Source organism: Aliinostoc sp. HNIBRCY26 (assembly GCF_050235535.1).
Classification (GTDB): domain Bacteria; phylum Cyanobacteriota; class Cyanobacteriia; order Cyanobacteriales; family Nostocaceae; genus Trichormus.
In genome coordinates, this window is sequence record NZ_CP189852.1 from 3,480,480 (window position 1) to 3,502,126 (window position 21,647).

Genomic DNA, 21,647 nt, shown 5'->3' on the forward strand with positions numbered 1-21,647 from the left:
AGGGTAGCATCGATGAATGTAGAGGAATTGCTAGAAAAATACACAAGCGGAGCAATGGACTTTAGCGGTGTTGACCTCTCAGAAGCGAATCTGAGCGGGGTCAAACTGAGTGGTGTGAACCTTAGTCATGCGAACTTGAGCGTCGCTAACCTAAGTGGAGCTAATCTCAGTGGAGCCGATTTAAGCCATGCCAAATTAAATGTAGCTAGACTTAGTGGTGTCAATCTCTCCAATGCGATTCTCAATCATTGTTGTTTAAATGTAGCTAATTTAATTCGTGCTGATCTGAGCCGCGCTCAAATGCGGGGAGCTTTATTAGTACGCGCGGAATTGATTCGTGCGGAACTGAGTCGTGCTGATTTGTTTGAAGCTGATCTCAAAGGAGCTGACTTACGGGAAGCCACACTGCGTCATGCTCACCTCCGTCACGCCAATCTCTCTGAAGCAATATTAAAAGGTACTTCCTTAGCGGGAGCGAACTTAGAAATGGCTAACTTCAATGCAGCTGATTTGAGCCGTGCTGACTTAAGCAGCACTAATTTGCGAGAAGCTGAACTAAAACAAGTAAATCTATCTCAAGCTAACCTAAGTGGTGCAGATTTGAGTGGTGCTAACCTACGTTGGGCTGATTTAAATGGAGCTGATCTGAGTTGGACGGATTTAAGCAACGCCAAATTGAGTGGAGCCAGTTTAATTGGAGCAGATTTAAGTAATGCTAATTTAACTAATGCGAGTTTAGTCCATGCGAATTTAAGCCAAGCTAAATTAATTAAAGCGGAATGGATAGGTGCTGATCTAACGAGTGCGATTCTCACAGGTGCAAAACTTTACTCTACACCAAGGTTTGGCTTGAAAACGGATGCTTTAGTATGTGAATGGGTGGATTTAAGTCCTGAAGGCGATCGCACTATTATTCAAAGATTTGATATAGAGGATGTCCGCGATTTTTTTAATGAAACGCCGCCAACTATTTGTATTGTCGTTGATGCAGCCCTAGAATCAGAAGCCAATTTCGCTTTAGCCGGTGCTTACTACCACATCGCGCAAGAATATCAGCTATGCAAACAACCCCCTAGTATAGAAGTAAGTCGCCGCCGTACAGTCATCACCTTTCGAGTAGATAGTGATGATACCCTATTACCTACCGCTTGTATGGCGATTCTCCCCTTTCGAGATGCAGCCAATACGCAAAAAAACATTTACACAATGGTAGACACCATAGGGAAAGAAGATATATCTCTTTTGGATCTAAACACACTCCAAAGGGCGAAGCAATTGGTAGCCCCCATCCAGGAAGCTATAGTTCAGGCGAAAGCCATTAGACAGGTAAAAAGAAATTTGGAATTAGCCGCCAAAATTAACTTCTTTAAAGCTGCCACTCAAACAATCTTAACTAATTCCAGTGGTCAAACTCTGATTGTGCATCACAACCCAAATTTTGGCAAACGATTTATTAATGCTGCCGATCATGTTAACTTTTTAGCTGATTTATCTAATGATTCACCTACACCCACACTACCACCCATGAATACAGTGATTGATTTTGTCAAAACCTTTCACTATGTCAATGAGTGAGTGGGGGATTGGGGATTGGGGATTGGGGATTGGGGATTGGGGATTGGGGATTGGGGACTGGGAATTGGGGATTGGGGACTGGGGACTGGGGACTGGGTATAAGGAATAGGAAAATGTCTACCTTGTCTACCTTGTCTCTCCCACCCCTACACCCTTAAACCCTTACACCCCTAAACCCTTATATTCCAATGGGAGATAGAAATAGATGTCTGGTATCTTCAACAAAATGATGGGGCGGACTCGTTATGTAGTCTGTCGGATATTTCTGCACTTGGCGGGATCGGAAATCGCGCCCATTTTGGGAGAATTAAATAGAATCGCTAGAGATGCGATCGCCTCTGAAGGTGATATACAAGTTATGGGAGAGGGTCTAGTAGACCTGTGCGAAACCCTGGTACGATACGATGAGTATTGGCTATCAGCGTCTAATGAAGGTGATGTCTTCTGGAGTGAAGGCGAAGCAGGAGACTACTGCAATGAACTATTTAGCGATTCAGCCGAAAGATATGGTGCTGATTTAGAGTTAGATGCTAGTGCCAATCAACCTCTATCACTCCCCACCACACGTAACATTGTAGTGATGATTACAGTGGCTTTTGAAGGAGAAGTCCCCGATCTAGAAACAGACTTAGCAAATATCCAGGCGTTAAAAGAAGGGTTAAAAGCCTTAATTAATCTACATTACAACCACAAACTCAGAGCAATTCAAGTTCATTTCTCTCCAGCCAGATTAGGTGATGAACTCACTAACGATGAGTTGTTGCAATATTATCCAGAGTTAATTCCGTTGTAAGGGATTGGGGATTGGGGACTGGGGACTGGGGACGGGCGACAAGGTAGACAAGGTAGACAAGTTAGGAGAGGATAAAAACCATTGACTAATGACTAATGACTAATGACTAATGACTATTGACTTCTCTCTGTAATTTTCTGGATGAAATTTTTACCAATGTACGGTTATATTTGATGCCTCAAAAACTGGTAAAAATTTCTTTGTCTCCGTGCTTCTACCATGAAATTATTAACTTTTCAGAACTGGACACGCTGCTTCAAACTATCTATGGTTGGTGCATTATTGTCACTGAGTACCATGAGCATGAGTTCTGATGCAGCTTGGGCTGGTGTCATTAACCAGAAAATTACAGCAAGTATACAAAATCTGCAAAAATCAGATGAACGCTGGATTCAGATTAATCTTTCTACACAAAGATTAATTGCTTGGGAAGGTAATAAACCAGTGTATGCGATCGTAATTTCCTCTGGTAAGAAATCTACACCCACACGTATTGGTACTTTTAAAGTTCAATCAAAACATAAAGTTACCCGAATGCGTGGTAGAAATTATGATGTTCCCAATGTTCCCTATGCAATGTTTTATGATGGGAATTATGGTATTCACGGTGCTTATTGGCACCGGAGATTTGGTACTCCCGTTAGCCACGGTTGCGTAAATCTTGCACCTAATCATGCTAAGTGGTTATTTAATTGGGCTTCTTTAGGCACATCAGTAATTATTCAGAAATGAAGGTTTAAAAAGACGCGATAATCCGCGTCTTTAAATATGAATTTATAACTCAATATAGCTATAATTACGTATTTTGGTAAATCTTTAAAATATGAAAGCTAAGAACAGTAAATTATTCAAATAAGTAATGTAAAAATAATAATATTAAGTTCGTAGTAAGGACTTTAGTCCTTTTTTAATAACTAAATCCCTCACTAAAAATCTTTAATTATTTTACCTCAATCTACTTACATTATATTTTAATTTTGAAAAAACTCTAAAGATATATCAAAATTGCATAACTTGTGAACAATTGCGCTCACTTTAAGGTAATGGCTTTTACAGCATTTAAGGCTGCTCATCAATTATGAATAATGAGGAAGCTGTGAGTGAGGAATCGGGAAAGATGGTGAATCAGAATCTAGTCAGCTTGGTGAGTTTTATAGCTGCTATCGGTTTCAGTATTGGCGCAATCACCATAATTCAATCCATGAATATACCCGTTCTTGTAACTCTCAGTGCTTCTTTATTTAGTTGTTTTGCTTTAATAGTTTTTATTCTGATATATAGTCTAGTATCCCATTTCAAATAATGGCGAATTTTAATTACATATTACCTGCGGAAATATCAGGGCGATCGCTAGGAAAATTTACTACTTCAACTTAGTACCTAATCATAGCGATCGCCTGGGTAATCTGGATGTTCAACTTAAACATTTAGCTGACTTTGATTACACCCCGATCAAAGACGCGATGATTAGTACCAATAGCAACGACTTCGATTTTATCGGGATAAACATCATAAGCAGCAAAGCTTAAATTACTGGTAGAATGTTCTGTCCATTCCGAACGACTTACAGGACGATTTCCTGCGCCTGCGCCACAAATTAAATAGGTAGTTCCATCGATAGCGCGAGTGCGTTCGTAACTATGTTCATGTCCATTGATATACAATTGCACACCATATTTTTTAAATAATGGTGTGAAGGTTTTAATAAACTCAGAATTGCTACCATAGACACCAGATGAATAAATCGGGTGATGTCCAAAGACTATTTTCCAAGTAGCATCACTACTACTTAACTCTTTTTCTAACCAAGATAATTGATTTTGCCAATCAGCATTACCATTGGTGTCTAAAGCAAAAAATTGCACACGTTCCCGACGAAAAGTATAATATCTGCGTCCGTTCATATTAAACCCAGGATATTTAACTTGTGGTTCGCCATTATCAGTGCGAATGTCATGATTACCTAGACAAGCTTGAAATTTTACACCACGTTTGAGTAAATCTTGATAGGGACGTTCAAAAACAGCCTGGACTTTTTCAATTTCGCCGTTGTTGTAAATGTTATCACCTGCCAACACAACTAAATCATAAGGATTGCGCTGGTGATATAGAGTCATCGCCTTAGCTACAGCATACTGTCCTTTGGCACCGGTGCCAGTATCGGCTACAGACACAAACCGCAAGAGTAAATTTTTTTTCGGTGGTGTAGCTGCGGTGACAGAATCTATCAGTTGCTTACGGCCATTTTGATGAATTAACGTCCAAGTTAACACTCCACTACCAACGGTGCTGAGACTACTTAACAATAAAAATTGCCGACGGTTGAGTTTCATCACACACTAAATTTTCATAATTTGTAATTCGTAATTGTATTATGTAGACGCAGCTTTAACATAGGGTAAGAATACAAATTGCTAGATAGTTGTAGATATAATCTGTGCTTTTGGTGAAATTTCCATGTCACAAGACAAACCTCCTGAACCAACAAATAAATCTTCGTCGAGAAGTCAACCCCGCCAAAGAACAGTCCAACCTATTTGGAAAGGGATAATTCTTCAAATTCTCAGGGGAACGATAGGAATATTAGAAACCACCGTAGAAAAACTAGAAACCCCATCCACTGAAACAACCCCAGGATTTTGGCGATCGCTAGAATCTAAATGGAGTAGATTTTTACTTAAGCAAGTCCGTCCTTTTTTACCATCGAATCTATCTACAAAAGTGACGGATACAGCTTTGACAGGAATCATTGCTAGTATCTTGGCGGTAATTGTGGTGTGGACAACTACAACTGTATTCACCAAAAAACTAACTCAAATTGCAACAGTTCCCCCAGCACAAGAAGTTCGCACACCCACGCCTACAGCAACACCACCGACACCACCAACACTACCAACACCACAAATCACAACACCACCAGAACCACAGCCATCAGCAGAAATCACACCCACCCCAGAAGCAGAACTTCCCCCACCCCCAGAACCAGAACCGACACCAGAACCAACACCAACCCCAGAACCAGAACCAACCCCAGAACCAGAACCAACCCCAGAACCAATCCCAACGCCAAAAATAGAGTTAACCCCAGAACAAAGACTAATTGCAGCCATTGAAAATCAAGTGGCAGAAATTAGTAATGCCTACGTTTCTGGCATCATCGAATCAATTGAAGCTAACTTCCGCAGCAGTAGCTTGAGCGTCAAAATCAAAGATGACTGGTACAATCTCCCAGAATCCCAACAAAATCAACTAGCCGCAGACATATTACAGCGTTCTCAAGAATTAGATTTTGCCCATTTAGAAATTATTGATTCTCAAGATAGATTAGTCGCACGTAACCCCGTTATCGGAACTGAGATGATTATTTTTCAACGCAGGGCAACAATTTAATTGGAAGATAATCAGTTTGAACTGGAAGATGAAAATAATTAAATGTCGCAATTCGCATATAATGTCGCAATAGCATCTAAATGACTGAAACGTTTGCCCTGCAAGAATTATAGGCTATCTAATAACACAGAAAATAAATTTGTTTAATTCGCATTTTCTATGTCGTGAATCCTGTATTCTCATATTAAACGTCGTTTGTTAATATTTCGGCGTTTTTCAAATTACGACCTTGGTTAACTATTGTTGTTGATACTTTCTCCAGTTGTGTTTTAGGTTTCCACTTATGGGTAAAACAACCTGGTTCTGCTGAAGTGGCTCTTGCTTTAAGACATTCTATGTTGCCCAAGCAGTATCCCGATGACTATGAAGTGAGTAAACCTTGGGGTTATGGCCCTCCTTTTCAATACTTTTTCACTGATAGCGGCAAAGATTTTCGCTCTAAACATCTCAAAGCCATTGGGAAGAAACTAGGATTTCAATGCGAATTGCGCGATCGCCCAAACCAAGGTGGTATTGTAGAACGGATTTTTAAAACGATTAATACTCTAGTTCTCAAAGACTTACCCGGTTACACAGGATCTAATGTTCAGGAACGCCCTAAGAACGCAGAAAAAGAAGCTTGTTTGACCATACAGGATATAGACAAGATTTTGGCTAGTTTCTTTTGTGACATTTATAATCATGAACCTTATCCTAAAGATCCCCGCGAGACAAGATTTGAAAGATGGTTCAAGGGAATGGGAGGAAAACTACCTGAGCCTTTGGATGAGCGAGAATTGGATATTTGTTTAATGAAAGAAACTCAACGAGTTGTTCAAGCTCATGGTTCTATCCAGTTCGAGAACTTGGTTTATCGAGGAGAATCACTCAGGGCTTATAAAGGTGAATATGTGACGCTGAGATATGACCCAGACCATATTCTGACATTATATGTCTACAGTTGTGATGCAAATGATGATCTAGGAGATTTCTTAGGGTACGTTCATGCAGTAAACATGGATACTCAAGAATTGAGTTTTGAAGAATTGAAAAGTCTTAATAAGGAGCGTAGCAAAGCTCGTAGGAAACATTCTAATTATGATGCCCTACTAGCATTAGGCAAGCGAAAGCAGCTTGTAGAAGAGCGTAAACAGGATAAAAAAGAAAGAAGACAAGCAGAACAAAAACGCTTACGTTCTGGTTCTAAGAAAAACTCAAATGTTGTTGAATTAAGAAAAAGTAGAGCTAAGAATTATTTAAGGAGTAATGAGCCAATTGAAGTATTACCAGAGAGAGTTTCCAGAGAAGAAATACAGGTTCAAAAAACTGAGGTGCAAATAGAAGTATCTGAGCAAGCTGACAATTTAAAACAGGAAAGGCATCAGTTAGTTATTTCTAGGCGCAAACAAATTTTAAAGAATATTTGGTGATTTATGGCACAATCACAACGTGCAATTCAGCCTAATGTTGAAGTCTTAGCTCCTCAACTAGATTTAAATAATCAACTTGCTAAAGTCGTTGAAATTGAAGAGATATTCAGTAATTGCTTTATACCCACTGATCGGGCTTCAGAATATTTCAGATGGCTAGATGAGTTACGAATATTAAAACAATGCGGTCGAGTAGTTGGCCCAATCTAGTTTTTTTTACTACTCGGGGATTACTTCTTCCTTCAGGCTCTGGTATCTTTTCATCTAAAACTTCTCTGACAAGCCAGGTGAAAAAAAAGGTATTTCTTCTGGTTGCAGACGCTGAAATTTAGGAATAGCTCGACGCACGACATTAAGTGTTCCAGTAAAGCTCAATCGTAAAGGGGAGATTTGAGCGCGCTCGGCAACCTGGAACATAAGGGAACGCACAGCCCAATGTCCAAGAAGCCAGCCATATATTTCTTGAACCACTTCACGGGGATTTAGGGAACGAATCAGGGTTTTACGCCCTAACAGATGGATTTTGAGTTCATCAATGGTATTTTCTACTTCCCAACGCCGATGATATTCCATCGCCAACAATAAAGCGGGAAACAGGACAACATCTGTCAAACTGGTAATCAAACGGTAAATTTGCGGCTCTCCATCAGTATCGATAGTATATTCAATTACGCGCACCATGATTTTCGTGCTACCTTTTTTCTTTGATTTCCCATCAGGAGCAATCCATGACAGATATGAGCCATCCTCTAAGACTTCCTCCACTTGGAGTTTTACGTTCTTTGGTACTCTTCCCAAATAATCACATTTTTGTGCAAGGGTCGCTCGTACCATTACATAAGAATGTAACCCTCTGTCCCACATCAATAACATTCCTTGTGTCACAGACCGTAGTAACTTTTTAACCCTGACCCGCTCACCAATACGGTAAGGACACATTAAAGCATCAACAATTAAATGCGTTCCCGCTTCAATCAGTAGTACCAAGCGAACTTTTGGGAAAGCGGCTTGAGTGCCGGGACGTGTTGCTGGGTATCCAAAGACTCTGGCATTTGCCTCACTATCTGGTACATCCAACACTGTTCCATCCACTGCCATAATCCGCAATGCAATCCTCCCACAAAAGCCTCTGGAGTCTTAAATGTGGCTCTTGGGCGTACTACTAGATGGAACAGACTACTCATCACCTGAGTTCCAATCCTCTGTCGAGCTTCGGTAATTGACGATTTACAAGGTACTCGCCAATACTTTCCTCTTCTCAACCAAGCTTCGCTTAAACCATCAACGAGATTTTTCAACACTGTTCTCATTGAAGCTTTCGACCACAAACTCATGGCAATTATAAGACAAATCACCAGATGGGATGGTAAGACACGTTTTCGAGCTTCGCCTGCTTTAGCTTTTGCGATCGCCTGTTCAATTGCATCAGATGGAATCTCTGTTTCTAAAGCTTTGAGTACCATACCTGATTCGACCAGAGGTGAGACTAGCGAGAATTCTTTGAGTTGCATTCAATACTAGTATATTCAGGGAATAACCCTTACTTTACCTGATTTGGGGCTTAACCGAACCGTATTGCTACTCAGACAACCGCCAAATTTTGATAGTAGCGTCCCTACTACCACTAGCTAAAGTCTTACCATCTGGGCTAAAGGCGACTGAATTAACCAAATCAGAATGACCATTGAGGATACGAATTTCTTGCCCTGTGGATATATTCCAGATTTTGATTGTCTTGTCAGAACTACCACTAGCTAAAGTTTTACCATCTGGACTAATGGCGACTGAAAAAACCTTACCAGAATGACCATTGAGGGTGCGAATTTCTAGCCCTGTGGTGATATTCCAGATTTTGATTGTGTTGTCACCACTACCACTAACTAAGGTTCTGCCATCTGGACTAATGGCGACTGATCTAACCCAACCAGAATGACCATTGAGAGTCCGAATTTCTTGTCCTGTGGTGATATTCCAGATTTTGATTGTGCTGTCAATACTACCACTAGCTAAGGTTCTGCCATCTGGACTGAAGGCAAATGATGTAACCTGACTAGAATGACCATTGAGGGTGCGAATTTCTTGCCCTGTGGTGATATTCCAGATTTTGATAGTCTTGTCAAAGCTACTACTGACTAAAGTTCTGCCATCTGGACTAATGGCTATTGAACCCATCAAAGGAGCATAACCAGTGATGGTACGAATTTCTTGTCCTGTGGCAACATTCCAGATTTTGATAGTTGTGTCCCAACTACCACTAGCTAAAGTTTTACCATCTGGACTAAAGGCGACTGAATTAAACACAATAGAAAAAGAATTACCATTAAGGGTACGAATTGCTTGCCCTGTGGCAATATTCCAGATTTTGATAGTGTTGTCATGACTACCACTAGCTAAAGTCCTGCCATCTGGACTAATGGCAACTGACTCAACTTGTCCTTCTATGACTCCATATTGATTAACTTTTGTTGAATGTCCAATTAGGGTCTTAGCTAGAGTAAACTGAGCGGTTGATGATGCAGTCGCAACTGGTGAATTTCGTGGCTGTGCTTTTGGTACATTTGCAACTGGCGGATTGGGTGGCTGTGGTGCTGGCGCAGTAGCCACTGACTGCACAGATAGCGCAAGACTCAAATAAGTGTTCAACGGAATCCCCAGTACAGTAGTTGCATTTGTATCTGGGCGAGTTTTAGCACGTCCGTGAATACCGACTAATTTACCCTGCTCATCGAGTATTGCTCCCCCACTCATCCCTGGAAAACCACCAATGTCATACACAAAGGCGTAACCATCTTTTGGGTTTGACACTCGGCTGGAAATTGCACCCCTGATAAACTTGATGTCTGATGTTCCTTGGGGATAACCTGCTACAGAAATATTTATACCTAATTTTATTTGGTCAGAATTACCCTTTTCGGCGACACGGTAATTTTCGTTACTAGTGAACTGAAATATAGCTAAATCAACACCGCGAAATTGTTTGACTTGGCTGTGGTTGAAAGTGTATTTTTTGCCGTCTGGTGTGTGTACTGTGTAGTTACCTTTTTCTTGAACTACGTGCCAGTTTGTCACCACAGTATAAACATTACCTTGACGCTCCATAATTACGCCTGAGCCAGTATTTGCGCCATCAATGCGGACTGTAATTTGTTGAGCAATTTCAGCAATTTCTGAGGGTGTCAACGCTGTGGCTACTGGTTGGACTATGACTATTGCTGTACCAAATAATAATGCCGATAGTACACCAGCCACCCTCATGATTGATTCTCCTGATGATTTTGTAATGGTTTTTGTCTAATTAGTACAGCCATAGGAGAGTAAATGTAATTGATTGTATGCTTTATTAAATTACTAGAAAATGTGAAGATACAAAGCTGGTTTAATTGGGATAACATCCAAAATCTCAAATTAAATAGCTAATCAGACAACCGCCAAATTTTGATAGTCGCGTCCCAACTACCACTAGCTAAAGTTCTACCATCTGGACTAAATGCGACTGAATTAACCCAATGAGAATGACCGTTGAGGATGCGAATTTCTTGCCCTGTGGACATATTCCAGATTTTGATAGTCTTGTCCCAACTACCACTAGCTAACGTTCTGCCATCTGGACTAAATGCGACTGAATTAACCCAATCAGAATGACCAGTGAGAGTACGAATTAATTGCCCTGTGGACATATTCCAGATTTTGATAGTCTTGTCCTGGCTACCACTAGCTAAAGTTCTGCCATCTGGGCTAAAGGCGACTGAAATAACCGAAGGATCATTGAGGGTACGAATTTCTTGCCCTGTGGCGATATTCCAGATTTTGATAGTCTTGTCCTGGCTACCACTAGCTAAAGTTTTGCCATCTGGACTTATGGCGACTGACTCAACCAAATCAGAATGACCATTGAGGGTACGAATTAATTGCCCTGTGGCGATATTCCAGATTTTGATAGTCTTGTCCTGGCTACCACTAGCTAAAGTTCTGCCATCTGGGCTTATGGCGACTGACTCAACCAAATCAGAATGACCATTGAGGGTACGAATTAATTGCCCTGTGGCGATATTCCAGATTTTGATAGTCTTGTCCCAACTACCACTAGCTAAAGTTCTGCCATCTGGACTAAAGGCGACTGAATAAACACCTTGAGAATGACCATTGAGGGTACGAATTTCTTGCCCTGTGGCGATATTCCAGATTTTGATAGTCTTGTCCCAACTACCACTAGCTAAAGTTCTGCCATCTGGACTAAAGGCGACTGAAATAACCCTACCTTCTATGAATTGAAGATTAATCCAGGACACGGTTAATGTAAGCACTTTTTGGGAATGTCCAATCAGCGTCTTGACTAGAGTAAACTTAGCAGATGATGGCGCAGTAGCCACCGCCTGCACAGATGGCGCAAGACTTAAATAAATCCTCAACGGAATCCCCAATACAGTAGTAGCATTCGTATCAGGGCGAGTCGTAGCCCTTCCGTGAATGCCGACTAATTTACCCTGCTCATCAAGTATCGCTCCCCCACTCATGCCAGGAAAACCACCGATGTCATACACAAAAGCATAACCATCCTTTGGGTTTGACACCAGACGAGAAATTGCACCCCTACGAAAATCAATGTCTGACGTTCCTTGAGGATACCCCGCTACAGCAATATTTGTCCCTAATGCTACTTGGTCAGAATTTCCCTTTTCGGCGACACGGTAATTTGTATTACTTGTAAACTGAAACACAGCTAAATCAACACCAGGAAATCGTTTTACTTGGCTGTTATTGAATGTATATCTTTGACCATCTGGTGTCTGTACTGTGTAGTTACCTTGAAGTTGGACTACGTGCCAGTTAGTCACAACAGTATAAACATTACCTTGACGCTCAATAATCACCCCTGAGCCAGTATTTGCGCCATCAATGCGGACTGTAATTTGTCGAGCAATATTAGCAATTTCTGAGGGTGTCAATGCTGTAGCGACTGGCTGCACTATGACGATTCCTGTACCTAATAATAATGCCGATAGTACACCAGTAACCCTCATGATTGATTCCCCTCACATATCAACATTGATAACTGTTCACTGTTCACTGTTCACTGATTTAACCGGTACAGCCATACTAGAACGGGTAATTAGTTCTTGCAAGTGAGGTTCTGGTTGCGAACCATCTTGATAAACTGCCGGTGTCTCCCACAGGGGATCTTTATGTAAGCTATTAATCCCCACAACTTCACCATGTATATTCAGCAATGGCGCGCCACTCATCCCTTTACGCACATCATTGGTGTATCCAATCTGGTAGCCTTGCTCTAATGCTTTGTCTAATAATAAAGTGACTTTTCCAGAGGTAAAAATAAACTGAGTTTTAGTTGGAGTAGACTGCTTTTGAGTTGCTAAATTGGCTATAAATCCTCCCACAAACACCTCATCCCCGACTCGCAAACGAGACTTATCAGGGAGGTTAGCGATTGGATAAACTATATCGGGACTACGAAATTGCAGCACGGCTAAATCATCCTGCTGCAAATCGGCGATCTGCAATACGGTAGCTTGATATACACGCCCATCTGGTGTTTGAATTTGATAGGGTGATTTAGCGGCTCTCAAAACGTGAGCATTGGTAATTACTGTATAAATTTGACCTTGGCGTTGTAGTAGAGTTCCTGAACCTAGTAACTCTGATGTGGTAATTTTGACGGTGATAGTCTGAGCTAATTTTTGCAATTGCTCGACAGAAAGGCGATTAGGTCGCTCTACTCTGGTAGACTCTCTAGAAACGCTTTGCTGTTTTGAGAGTGCTAAGGAAACACCACCAAGACAAATCAGCAAGCACACCAGATAAATCATTTTGTGTTTGAGCCGCCAGTTCATGCAATATTAAGGAGTCGATGAACTACAGTCTTTACCGTCTAGAAATTGCTTGACATCAACATACACATCACCTTCGTCATAAGTAAAAGCTTGACATCCACTTAAATTAATCACTGATTCCCCTGCATCTCGGCGCAAACTCAGCATTTGCTGTAAAACTCTACCGGTGTCAGTTCCAGGTTTGAGGGTGACTAATATATTGTCTGCTGTACAAGGTGCGCCTCGGCGGTTAGAAATACACAATACTGGGTAGCCGTTAAAGTTATCGCGGCTGGTAATGAAAAGTGCGCCGTTATCGTAGTGGCGTTGAAATCTGGCGGAGACTATCCGACAACGTTGTGCTGGGGAGACTTTTTTAAAGTCGTTAGCAACCCAACGAATCAGGGTTTGATTTCCCCGTGAGGTGCGTACTTTAGTGACAGGTACACCCCCTTCCCGTGTGCAGAAAAATCTGTTTGCTCTTGCTTCACTCGGCTGGCTGTTGGTGGTGAGGGTGATTCCCACGGCTAAAGCGGAGATGATGGTAGATGTTGCTATGCTTGTGACTCTGTGATTCAGTGACCTTAGTTGCATATATTTAAGCAATTAGGAATGAAAGTAGGTTTTTTGGCTGTTTTAACAGGATTTTAGACCTAACCCCCAACCCCTTCCCTACAAGGGAAGGGGAGTAAGAATTAAAGCTTCAGTTTAAATTTAAGTATTATTATAGAGGTTGCTACAAGTTCAAGTTACCGTTTTTCGGAAAAATACAAGAATATATCGGTAAAAATCAGGATTTTTGATAAAAAAATTATAAAGAAAGTCAGTGCGTATTGGTAGATGAGGAGCGATCGCACTTCTTGTTTTATTAAGGGTTGGTAGTGAGAACTTTAGCTCTTAAATAAGGACTAAAGTCCTTACTACGAACTTTCAATCCCCAATCCCCTCACTCTATTTCCTCACAACGAATTAATAACTGTTCCATCTGTGCGGCTAGAGAAATCAAATCTTTCCAAGAAGAACCACTAGCTAAATTTTGGGCGTGGGCTAATTTATTGCGTAACTGTTCCGCAGACTTTAAAAAGCGTTCTCCTGCGCGTTTGGATTTCAAATCTAATTGTTGTAAAAGTTCTGGATGATGTAAAACTAACTCGCGTTTATCACAGAATTGCAGATAGTCTAATAAATCGGTTGCTTCGTTTCTCTCCTGACTTTCTCGCCATAATCTTTGAGCTATTTCTACACGTTCGGGTTTGAGAAATTTTTGCCAAGTATCTTGAGGATAATAAATTCTTACTAACCTCAATAAGTTCATTTCGATTAAAGTAAATAGACCAAATAATAACATTCGCACTGGTGCTTTTTGCAAATCACCGCAGGTCACAATTCCACTTACTTGATTGCAGTCAAGGACAAATAATCTAGGAGTATCTTGTAAAATAGGTAATAACTTCATTAATGGTGTGGAAATAGCAATGAGTTCTTTAGGATGGAAAACTCGTTGATAATCACTACACTTTCCAGAGGTAGCTGATATTAAACTAGCCCGTTCAATGTAACCTGTAATAATATTACCCGTCTCAATTCCCACAACATCAAAATCCTGTGTTTGCATCCATTGCAAAACTTCCATTACATCTGCTTCTGCTGGTACAGCCTTTAAAGATTCTGCTACATATTCAATAGTGATATTATTCTCAAACAAACTCCGCAAATCTTGAGAACGGGACTTTAGGTGTTTCATTAGTTAATAGTCAATAGTCAATAGTCATTAGTCATTAGTCATTAGTCATTAGTCATTGAGCATAAGAAATATAATCTACCTTGTCCACCTTGTCTACCTTGTCCACCCAGTCCCCAATCCCCAATCCCCAAACACATCAAACGCCCAGACTAACAAAAGTCTGAGCGTTTGAAAATTAGGTTGCAGTTAAACTTCTGCTAAGTTTTGAGATTATATTATGCAGGCATCATTTGCATGGATCTGCAAGCTTCGGCACATTTGCGACAAGCCATTGCACAATCCATCATCATTTGGTCGTCTTTCATTTGTTCGCAGGTCATCGCCATGCGATCGCACATTTCTGCACATAGCATACAGGTGCGTCCCATGAACTCGGAACCGCCCATCATCATGTTCATGCACATCATGCACATTTCCGCGCAGTCACGCATCATGCCCATCATGCTCATGTCCATGTACATACCGCCTTTACTCATGCAGTAGGTCATGGTTTCCATACACATTTTCTGACAGTCCATACAGGCTTTCATGCAGGCTTGCATTTCAGCAGTCATGGATTCAGCCATCATCATCATCATAGGAAATACCTCCGATTGTTTGATGTTTTGAAGATTCCATAAAGGAACTAACCATAACATTAATCTCAATTTTTGTAGTCGTCAATAGTCTATTTTTGGGATTTTTTATAAACCTACTTAATCCGATAAAATTACCGGATTTTATTGAATAATCTACACATTTTTATGCCTATTTATAGTGGAAATGTTGTGCAATCATGCTTCTAAACTCTAGTTGAAAGGTGTGGTTTTCCTCAGCCTATACCTAGCGGTAGATCAAACCCACAATCAGACTAAAATCTGATCAGCTTCAGAGTGATTTTTTGTTGACAATTCTGTAAATAGAATTATTGGCAGATATGAAAGCTCTCATACCTGCTTTGCTCAACTACCTACTGTTTAATACTGATATATTCAATGTCGTACTGGAATTTCTATGATGAATTCAGTACCTTTCCCTGGTGTAGAGTGACATTCTAGTTTACCCCCGTGTTTTTCCGCAATAATTTGATAACTAATAGACATTCCCATGCCTGTACCTTTACCAATTGGTTTAGTTGTAAAAAATGGATTAAATATCTTTTGTTGAGTTTCTGCTGACATTCCTATCCCGTTGTCAACAATGGAAATAGAAATTAAATTTTTGTTTAAAATCTCAGTCTTAATACATATTTGGGGATTAATAAATATATAGTGATTTTTTACCATTGCTTCTTCTAAAGCATCAATAGCATTAGCAAGAATATTCATGAATACTTGATTAAGCTGTCCAGCGTAGCATTCGACTAAAGGTAAAGAACCGTAATCCCTAACAACTTGAATAGCTGGACGTTCCGATTGTTCTTTAAGACGATGCTGCAAAATCATCAAGGTGCTGTCAATACCTTCATGAATATCGACAGCTTTGAATTCAGCTTCATCCATGCGGGAAAAAGTTCTTAAAGATAAGACAATTTGACGGATGCGTTGTGTACCTATTTGCATAGATTGTAGGATTCTGGGTAAGTCATCCTGAATATATTCTAAGTCAATCTCTGCCATGAACTCATACAGTTCTGGATCATTAGCTAAGTTTTTCTGTTGATATATATTGATTAGATTTAATAAATCACGTGTATGTTCTTCTAAATGGCTAATATTGCCGTGGATAAAGTTAACAGGATTGTTAATTTCGTGGGCAACTCCAGCAACTAATTGTCCCAAACTAGACATTTTTTCTGCTTGAATCATATGACCTTGAGTACATTGCAGTTCTTGCAGGGTATGTTCTAAGTCTTGGTTTTTTTGAATTAGTTCGGCTTCCATTTGTTGACGTTGAAGAAGAGCCGCTTTCTGCTCAGTTATATCACGTACAATCGTCGAAAGATATTCTATTTCGCCATTAGCTGATTTATGGGCTAGTATCACTTGATAAACACTGATTTCCTGTCCATTTTTATCAAAAATTGCTGTTTCACCCCTCCAAATCCCCTTTTTCATTGCTTCTGGCAAGCCTTGGTTGAAAATGATTTCTTTTGCCCAATCAGGATGATTATTAGAAATAGTTTTTCCTTTGATATCTTCTAGATTCTTAATACCTTTTAATTGTCTCCAGGCTTGATTGTAGTAGAGGGCATTCCCAGAACAGTCAGCAATACCAATAAAATCGGGGGTCGCTTCTAAAATTGCAAGTAATCTTGCTTGTTCGGCAGCAGCTTGTTGACTTTCTCGCAGCGCGGCTTGCTGTTCACTAATATCCCTGATTAATGTTAGGATATGAGGCTTGCCGTTATAATCAAAAAGTTTTCCTGTAACTTCGACATCAAAGCAACTACCATCTTTGCGTATATCTATACCCTCACCATGAAAAACACCACCAGCATTGACTGTTTTTAAGAATTCCCCAAATAGTTGAAAACAATCGGGGTGAATATAATCTGTAGGAATTAAGTTAAAAATCTCCGCTTGAAAATAGCCGTGCATCTGACAAAAAGCAGGGTTGACAGCAACAATCTTGCCACTATCTAAATCCATGACACTGATTCCATCACTGACAGTCTCAAAAATACTCCGATACTGGGCTTCTTGTTGGCGGAGTGCCGCTTCTGCGATTTTGTTTTCGGTAATGTCTCTGGCTACAGCATAAATATAATGATCATGAATTGCTGAAGTCCATGATAACCAGCGATAGGAATTATCTTTGCAAAGATAGCGATTTTCAAAGCGAAAAACCCGCACTCCTTGGCTGAGTTTCTCCATTTCTGCCAATGTAGATGCTTGGTCTTCTGGATGAACTAAGTCCATAAAAGATATTGATAGTAGTTCGGCTTGGGAATAGCCAAGAATTGTTTCGCCGGCGGGGTTAATGCGCTGGAAATAGCCGTCTAAGCTAGCGACACAAAGTATATCTACTGACATATCGAAGAAGCGATCGCGCTCATCTTCTGTGATCTTTTGATGAGTAATATCTTCGTAAAAACCAAAGACACCAATTACCTCTCCACTGCTACTGCACAAAGGAATTTTGCTAGTTTTTAGCCAAACTTTGCTACTATCTTTCCTAGTTTGTTGTTCTTCATAGTCCAACTTAGGAATCTGACTCGAAATCACATCTGCGTCATCTTGTCGATAATTATCTGCAAATTCATGCCAACTTAGTTCAAAGTCAGATTTACCCACAATATCTGCTGATGATTTCAATCCAGCATCTTTGGCCAGACGTTCATTACATCCCAAAAATTGTAAGTCCCGATTTTTCCAAAAAATCCCTTGAGGTAATGTATTTAAAACTACTTGCAAAAAATGCCGAGATTCTTGTAATTCCTGTTCTAGTTTAGTAATAGTTGCACTAGATTCTTGGGCAAATGCGACTAATTTATCCCGTAATTGAGCATTTTCTTGTCTTAGAAGGATGATTTCCTGTTCTAGTGCTTCAGCATACATTTAAGCATGACCCCCCAATGACTACGGTACTAGATGAAATAGAGGTGACAATATCTGCCGTCGTTTTGGCAAAAATAATGTTGATGTAAGATGCTACGCCAGACTGGGAATACTCCAAGCCAAGTCCTCAGATTTTTGCCAATACTTTTAATGTTTGTGCAGAATTTCAATACTCCTTTCATTCACTACACTCACCGTATTATTCCCAAATCAGATGTTTCATTTACTGCTAATCACAATAACTTTGCTGAAAAAATATACGCATAAATAATCGGCAGTGACGGATGCCACTGCCGATATGTATGTATAAACTAAACTAGTTCAGAGAATTCCAGATTTGAGTAATTTCCTCAAGGTTGTCTAGCTGATATAGGCTGTTCTATGTAGCCGTAGACTAAGCGGGAAACTTGATTGATAAAACTTCTAGCTCTAGCATCACCAAAAGGTCTAGCCACCATAATACCAGCTAGGTAACGCTTGCCTGAAGGTGTTTCGATAATCCCCGCATCACCTAAAACTCTACCTAATGTACCTGTTTTGTGGGCAATTACTGAACCTTTACCCAGTCCAGCAGGTAATAAACTCCGATTTTTGCAGCGCACCATAATAGCCATAACTTTGTCATGGCTAGTGCTACTCAATAATTTATTATTGGCAATTAAAGCTGCTACCCGCACTAAATCTTTAGGACTAGTTGTATTAGTCCCCTTAAAATCACCCAACAGATTGCGAATCACAGTATTTTGCAGTCCCCAACTGCGAAATCTCTGATTTAATTTATTTTTGCCACCCAATCTATCAATCACCATATTGGTAGCAGTGTTATCACTGATAGTCATCATTCTTGTTGCAGTTTCCAAAAGACTAAACTTAGTCCCTGGTCTCCCATACTGCATATTTCCTGAACCACCTGTCATTAAATCACGCCGCATCACCAGAGTTTCACTGAGGCTGACTCTACCAGCATCAATTTCTTGAAACAATGCGATTAAAATGGGGAATTTAATTGTACTAGCAGCCGGAAATATTTTCTCGCCGTTGATGTCTAAGTATTCTCCTGTTTCCATATCTAAGAAAAACATCCCCGGAGAAAGAGAACTGTAACGAGACATCAATCTTTTAATTTCAGTATCAAGTTGGGAAATTTCTTTATTTAAAGGAACAACACCAGCGAATGTGAAATTATTAGTTACGGGGATAGCAACTTTTTCTTCCCCATCAGTAACGGTTTGATTATCGCTTCTCTCAATTGCCGCTAAGTTGAGAATCCAGTTAGAAGGAGACTCGCCTTTAATCACTAATTTGTCTGGAGAAGCTGTATAACCTGGTGCTAACTCAACTACTATTCTGGCAGTGTTATTATCAACTTTACCGATACGAATTTCTTTGACTGCTGAACCAAAGTTTCTGCGGATTGTATCGCTTTTAAAGGTGGTTTGTGGCAGGTCAATTACTATTCTGGTGGGATTATTAATTAAGAATGCCTGTGGTTTAACATCAGAATCAGTGGTGATGCTCAGTTGATTTTTAGTGGGATTGAAATTCCATGATTGCAGTTTAGCTGCATTTACAGGAGAAGATAAAAGGACTGCGCTGATTAAGCTGAGTAGGACAAGAGGTGATTTCATGCGTGTGAGTCGTAAGAAGCAGTAAGGTGTATGTGCCAGATTTTCTGGTGTGTGATCGTTTTTCCGGAAAAAGATACAACAAGGTTGTACCTTTATGTCTTTGCTGGCATCGAGACGTTCATTAAATTAAATAGTTCCAATCTCTAATTCCCATAGCAAAGCGACATTCTTGAACGGAAATTTACTCACTAAATCAGTCCTTCTCAGATTACAATGAAACATGACACAATTAGTTGCCAACTTGCGCTTTTTTATGAGCAGGTCATAAGTTGGTAACTCTGGCGAATCATTCAAACAGAGAAGTCAACCAATTTTAGATTTTAGATTTTGCGGAAAGTCTAAGTGGAGGTTTCCTCCGAACAGAACTTTCCAAGACGAATTTTAGATTGACTGTACCCATAACAGATGCAGTTTGAGGATTTGGGATTGATGTTAGCGTAGCGGACACAATGCCACGAGTATTTTAAATTTATACCCGCTACAAGGCGCGGGGATTGCACCAAAAACAATCCAAAATTCAAAATCTAAAATTCAGTGGGTTAACAGTCAAAGAACTGGCTGCATAAAAAAATCATGTTCAACCTATAGATTCAGTGAAGGGTTAAAACCCAAGCTACACGTTAACACTGAAATTTGAGGAACATAACCATGAAACTACGTTACTTAACAGGTTCTTTACTGACCGCTACCGCACTTTTGACTAGTACATTTCCTGCTTTCGCAGGGCCTTTTAACATTCAGCCATCGGGTGTTTTCAAGCCAGGTAATGTTCCCAGTGCCGTTGGTAATGTTAAACCCAACACCCCTTCACCTACTAGTAATCCCGTAGGTAATAGTGAAATTCAAGGTTTAGGCGACCATCAGTCATGGGTTGACCCCAACACCTTAGCAAAAGACCCTCGTGCTTTGTGTAGCGATGTTGGTTTAGGTAGTAACACCAGCAGTAGCAATACCAAGATTGCTTTAGCTACCTCTACTAGCACTCGTTCTAGTTCTGCTAGTAGCCATAATGATGGCGGTGGCGGTGGTGTGAGCATTTTTGGTATTGGTGTTAGTGGTAGTGGTGCTAGTAGAGGTAGCGAAAATCAAAGCCAATCTAAAGACACTAGCAGCAACAGTACAGAAGAACGTAGAAGTAGTTCTTCTACGGTGGTTCAAGGTAAAAATTGTGATGCGTTTGTCAATTCGGCGGCGGCTAGAGATATGAACTATCAAGATAATTTAACTCGCCGCTATGAAATTAAAGTTGGTCGTCGTGGACAACAGGTTAATCAGTTGTTGGAGGATAAGTAGGGATTGGGGATTGGGGATTGGGTAAAGAGAGGAGTTGAACTGCAATGATGGTGTGTGAAAGGCGCGCTTCCATTATTGTCTAAGAAATAGATGTAATATTCACCTCAAGTGCTGCTATTTTGCTGATTGTTGGGAAACTTACACTTAACTTCAATTTCAAAATTACTCTCTGCCGATCCTTCAGTCAGAAGCGGAATACCTGTTTTACCACCAATCTTTAAACCAAACTTCAGGGTAACTTCCTCTACCTCAGCCGCACCTAAATTTTTAAAAGCACCGATCGCATATTTAGTGTAAGCCCTAATCTGATTGTGGACTTCCTGAATTTTGATCACGGCTTCTTCCCGAAAGCCATAAGATTCTCTATCGTCTTCTACTGTTGGCGGAGTAATTTCTGGGTTGTCCGGTGTCTCTTTTGACTCAAACAGGATTGTATAGAGTTCCCCATCCTCTTCAAAAACCAAACGTTCTATATTCGACATCCCAACCTCGGCTTTTAAGTGTATTT

The 21,647-nt window shown here is 40.3% G+C and carries 18 protein-coding genes and 1 pseudogene; 8 read left to right on the top strand and 11 right to left on the bottom strand.

Features of this window, described 5'->3' with window-relative positions; translation table 11 throughout:
* Window positions 1-12: 12 nt before the first annotated feature.
* The 4 genes from ACQFX9_RS14930 (at window position 13) to ACQFX9_RS14945 (ending at window position 3,671) form a co-directional block, all read left to right on the top strand.
* On the top strand, window positions 13-1,575 hold the full coding sequence (locus ACQFX9_RS14930; RefSeq protein ID WP_427162710.1) for a pentapeptide repeat-containing protein: 1,563 nt from the start codon (window positions 13-15) through the stop codon (window positions 1,573-1,575).
* A 205-nt stretch (window positions 1,576-1,780) separates the two neighbouring features.
* Entirely contained in the window at window positions 1,781-2,368 is a 588-nt protein-coding gene (locus ACQFX9_RS14935; protein ID WP_427162711.1) for a DUF1517 domain-containing protein, read from the top strand.
* A 219-nt stretch (window positions 2,369-2,587) separates the two neighbouring features.
* Window positions 2,588-3,100 carry a L,D-transpeptidase gene (locus ACQFX9_RS14940; RefSeq protein ID WP_427162712.1) on the top strand — a complete coding sequence of 171 codons (513 nt, stop codon included), beginning with the start codon at window positions 2,588-2,590 and terminating at the stop codon, window positions 3,098-3,100.
* Between the two features lie 346 nt (window positions 3,101-3,446).
* The gene (locus tag ACQFX9_RS14945; protein ID WP_427162714.1) at window positions 3,447-3,671 is read left to right on the top strand and encodes a hypothetical protein; all 225 of its coding nucleotides are present in this window, start codon (window positions 3,447-3,449) and stop codon (window positions 3,669-3,671) included.
* Between the two features lie 124 nt (window positions 3,672-3,795).
* On the opposite strand, the gene ACQFX9_RS14950 is transcribed toward ACQFX9_RS14945, so the two are convergent.
* Window positions 3,796-4,701, bottom strand: a complete 906-nt coding sequence (locus ACQFX9_RS14950; RefSeq protein ID WP_427162897.1) for a metallophosphoesterase family protein — start codon at window positions 4,699-4,701, stop codon at window positions 3,796-3,798.
* 124 nt (window positions 4,702-4,825) lie between these two features.
* Here ACQFX9_RS14950 and ACQFX9_RS14955 point away from each other — a divergent pair, with 124 nt between their 5' ends.
* The 3 genes from ACQFX9_RS14955 to ACQFX9_RS14965 all read left to right on the top strand — a co-directional run bounded on the left by ACQFX9_RS14955 (window position 4,826) and on the right by ACQFX9_RS14965 (window position 7,377).
* Complete coding sequence (locus ACQFX9_RS14955; RefSeq protein WP_427162715.1) at window positions 4,826-5,758, top strand: hypothetical protein; 933 nt, start codon at window positions 4,826-4,828, stop codon at window positions 5,756-5,758.
* 335 nt (window positions 5,759-6,093) lie between these two features.
* On the top strand, window positions 6,094-7,167 hold the full coding sequence (locus tag ACQFX9_RS14960; protein ID WP_427162716.1) for a Mu transposase C-terminal domain-containing protein: 1,074 nt from the start codon (window positions 6,094-6,096) through the stop codon (window positions 7,165-7,167).
* A 3-nt stretch (window positions 7,168-7,170) separates the two neighbouring features.
* Window positions 7,171-7,377, top strand: coding sequence for a hypothetical protein (locus tag ACQFX9_RS14965; RefSeq protein WP_427162717.1), 207 nt, complete (start codon window positions 7,171-7,173; stop codon window positions 7,375-7,377).
* Between the two features lie 54 nt (window positions 7,378-7,431).
* On the opposite strand, the pseudogene ACQFX9_RS14970 reads toward ACQFX9_RS14965, so the two are convergent.
* The 9 genes and pseudogenes from ACQFX9_RS14970 to ACQFX9_RS15010 form a co-directional block, all read right to left on the bottom strand.
* A pseudogene (locus tag ACQFX9_RS14970) lies at window positions 7,432-8,588 on the bottom strand (IS4 family transposase).
* Between the two features lie 157 nt (window positions 8,589-8,745).
* Window positions 8,746-10,422 (bottom strand): trypsin-like peptidase domain-containing protein, encoded by a 1,677-nt coding sequence (locus ACQFX9_RS14975; protein ID WP_427162718.1) that lies wholly within the window; start codon window positions 10,420-10,422, stop codon window positions 8,746-8,748.
* 158 nt (window positions 10,423-10,580) lie between these two features.
* A complete protein-coding gene (locus ACQFX9_RS14980) occupies window positions 10,581-12,188 on the bottom strand; it encodes a trypsin-like peptidase domain-containing protein (RefSeq protein ID WP_427162719.1) in 1,608 nt (535 codons plus the stop codon).
* A gap of 36 nt (window positions 12,189-12,224) precedes the next feature.
* Window positions 12,225-13,016: a S1 family peptidase gene (locus tag ACQFX9_RS14985; protein WP_427162720.1), complete on the bottom strand. Its 792-nt coding sequence runs from the start codon at window positions 13,014-13,016 to the stop codon at window positions 12,225-12,227.
* Window positions 13,017-13,022: 6 nt separating this feature from the next.
* Window positions 13,023-13,589, bottom strand: coding sequence for a COP23 domain-containing protein (locus tag ACQFX9_RS14990; RefSeq protein WP_427162721.1), 567 nt, complete (start codon window positions 13,587-13,589; stop codon window positions 13,023-13,025).
* Between the two features lie 352 nt (window positions 13,590-13,941).
* Entirely contained in the window at window positions 13,942-14,739 is a 798-nt protein-coding gene (locus ACQFX9_RS14995; RefSeq protein ID WP_427162722.1) for a hypothetical protein, read from the bottom strand.
* Between the two features lie 215 nt (window positions 14,740-14,954).
* Window positions 14,955-15,317 carry a four-helix bundle copper-binding protein gene (locus ACQFX9_RS15000; RefSeq protein WP_103140554.1) on the bottom strand — a complete coding sequence of 121 codons (363 nt, stop codon included), beginning with the start codon at window positions 15,315-15,317 and terminating at the stop codon, window positions 14,955-14,957.
* 393 nt (window positions 15,318-15,710) lie between these two features.
* Window positions 15,711-18,218, bottom strand: coding sequence for a PAS domain-containing sensor histidine kinase (locus ACQFX9_RS15005; RefSeq protein WP_427162723.1), 2,508 nt, complete (start codon window positions 18,216-18,218; stop codon window positions 15,711-15,713).
* 350 nt (window positions 18,219-18,568) lie between these two features.
* Window positions 18,569-19,846, bottom strand: a complete 1,278-nt coding sequence (locus ACQFX9_RS15010) for a serine hydrolase (RefSeq protein ID WP_427162724.1) — start codon at window positions 19,844-19,846, stop codon at window positions 18,569-18,571.
* Between the two features lie 648 nt (window positions 19,847-20,494).
* Between ACQFX9_RS15010 and ACQFX9_RS15015 the strand changes: the two genes are divergently transcribed.
* Window positions 20,495-21,139: a hypothetical protein gene (locus ACQFX9_RS15015; protein WP_427162725.1), complete on the top strand. Its 645-nt coding sequence runs from the start codon at window positions 20,495-20,497 to the stop codon at window positions 21,137-21,139.
* A 104-nt stretch (window positions 21,140-21,243) separates the two neighbouring features.
* On the opposite strand, the gene ACQFX9_RS15020 is transcribed toward ACQFX9_RS15015, so the two are convergent.
* Window positions 21,244-21,621 (bottom strand): CU044_2847 family protein, encoded by a 378-nt coding sequence (locus tag ACQFX9_RS15020; protein WP_427162726.1) that lies wholly within the window; start codon window positions 21,619-21,621, stop codon window positions 21,244-21,246.
* Between the last annotated feature and the right edge of the window lie 26 nt (window positions 21,622-21,647).

Bases quoted from the DNA above. Each gene is read 5' to 3' on its own strand.
- ACQFX9_RS14930 (WP_427162710.1), top strand. From the start codon at position 13: ATGAATGTAGAGGAATTGCTAGAAAAATACACAAGCGGAGCAATGGAC.
- ACQFX9_RS14935 (WP_427162711.1), top strand. From the start codon at position 1,781: ATGTCTGGTATCTTCAACAAAATGATGGGGCGGACTCGTTATGTAGTC.
- ACQFX9_RS14940 (WP_427162712.1), top strand. From the start codon at position 2,588: ATGAAATTATTAACTTTTCAGAACTGGACACGCTGCTTCAAACTATCT.
- ACQFX9_RS14945 (WP_427162714.1), top strand. From the start codon at position 3,447: ATGAATAATGAGGAAGCTGTGAGTGAGGAATCGGGAAAGATGGTGAAT.
- ACQFX9_RS14950 (WP_427162897.1), bottom strand. From the start codon at position 4,701: ATGAAACTCAACCGTCGGCAATTTTTATTGTTAAGTAGTCTCAGCACC.
- ACQFX9_RS14955 (WP_427162715.1), top strand. From the start codon at position 4,826: ATGTCACAAGACAAACCTCCTGAACCAACAAATAAATCTTCGTCGAGA.
- ACQFX9_RS14960 (WP_427162716.1), top strand. From the start codon at position 6,094: ATGTTGCCCAAGCAGTATCCCGATGACTATGAAGTGAGTAAACCTTGG.
- ACQFX9_RS14965 (WP_427162717.1), top strand. From the start codon at position 7,171: ATGGCACAATCACAACGTGCAATTCAGCCTAATGTTGAAGTCTTAGCT.
- ACQFX9_RS14975 (WP_427162718.1), bottom strand. From the start codon at position 10,422: ATGAGGGTGGCTGGTGTACTATCGGCATTATTATTTGGTACAGCAATA.
- ACQFX9_RS14980 (WP_427162719.1), bottom strand. From the start codon at position 12,188: ATGAGGGTTACTGGTGTACTATCGGCATTATTATTAGGTACAGGAATC.
- ACQFX9_RS14985 (WP_427162720.1), bottom strand. From the start codon at position 13,016: ATGAACTGGCGGCTCAAACACAAAATGATTTATCTGGTGTGCTTGCTG.
- ACQFX9_RS14990 (WP_427162721.1), bottom strand. From the start codon at position 13,589: ATGCAACTAAGGTCACTGAATCACAGAGTCACAAGCATAGCAACATCT.
- ACQFX9_RS14995 (WP_427162722.1), bottom strand. From the start codon at position 14,739: ATGAAACACCTAAAGTCCCGTTCTCAAGATTTGCGGAGTTTGTTTGAG.
- ACQFX9_RS15000 (WP_103140554.1), bottom strand. From the start codon at position 15,317: ATGATGATGATGATGGCTGAATCCATGACTGCTGAAATGCAAGCCTGC.
- ACQFX9_RS15005 (WP_427162723.1), bottom strand. From the start codon at position 18,218: ATGTATGCTGAAGCACTAGAACAGGAAATCATCCTTCTAAGACAAGAA.
- ACQFX9_RS15010 (WP_427162724.1), bottom strand. From the start codon at position 19,846: ATGAAATCACCTCTTGTCCTACTCAGCTTAATCAGCGCAGTCCTTTTA.
- ACQFX9_RS15015 (WP_427162725.1), top strand. From the start codon at position 20,495: ATGAAACTACGTTACTTAACAGGTTCTTTACTGACCGCTACCGCACTT.
- ACQFX9_RS15020 (WP_427162726.1), bottom strand. From the start codon at position 21,621: ATGTCGAATATAGAACGTTTGGTTTTTGAAGAGGATGGGGAACTCTAT.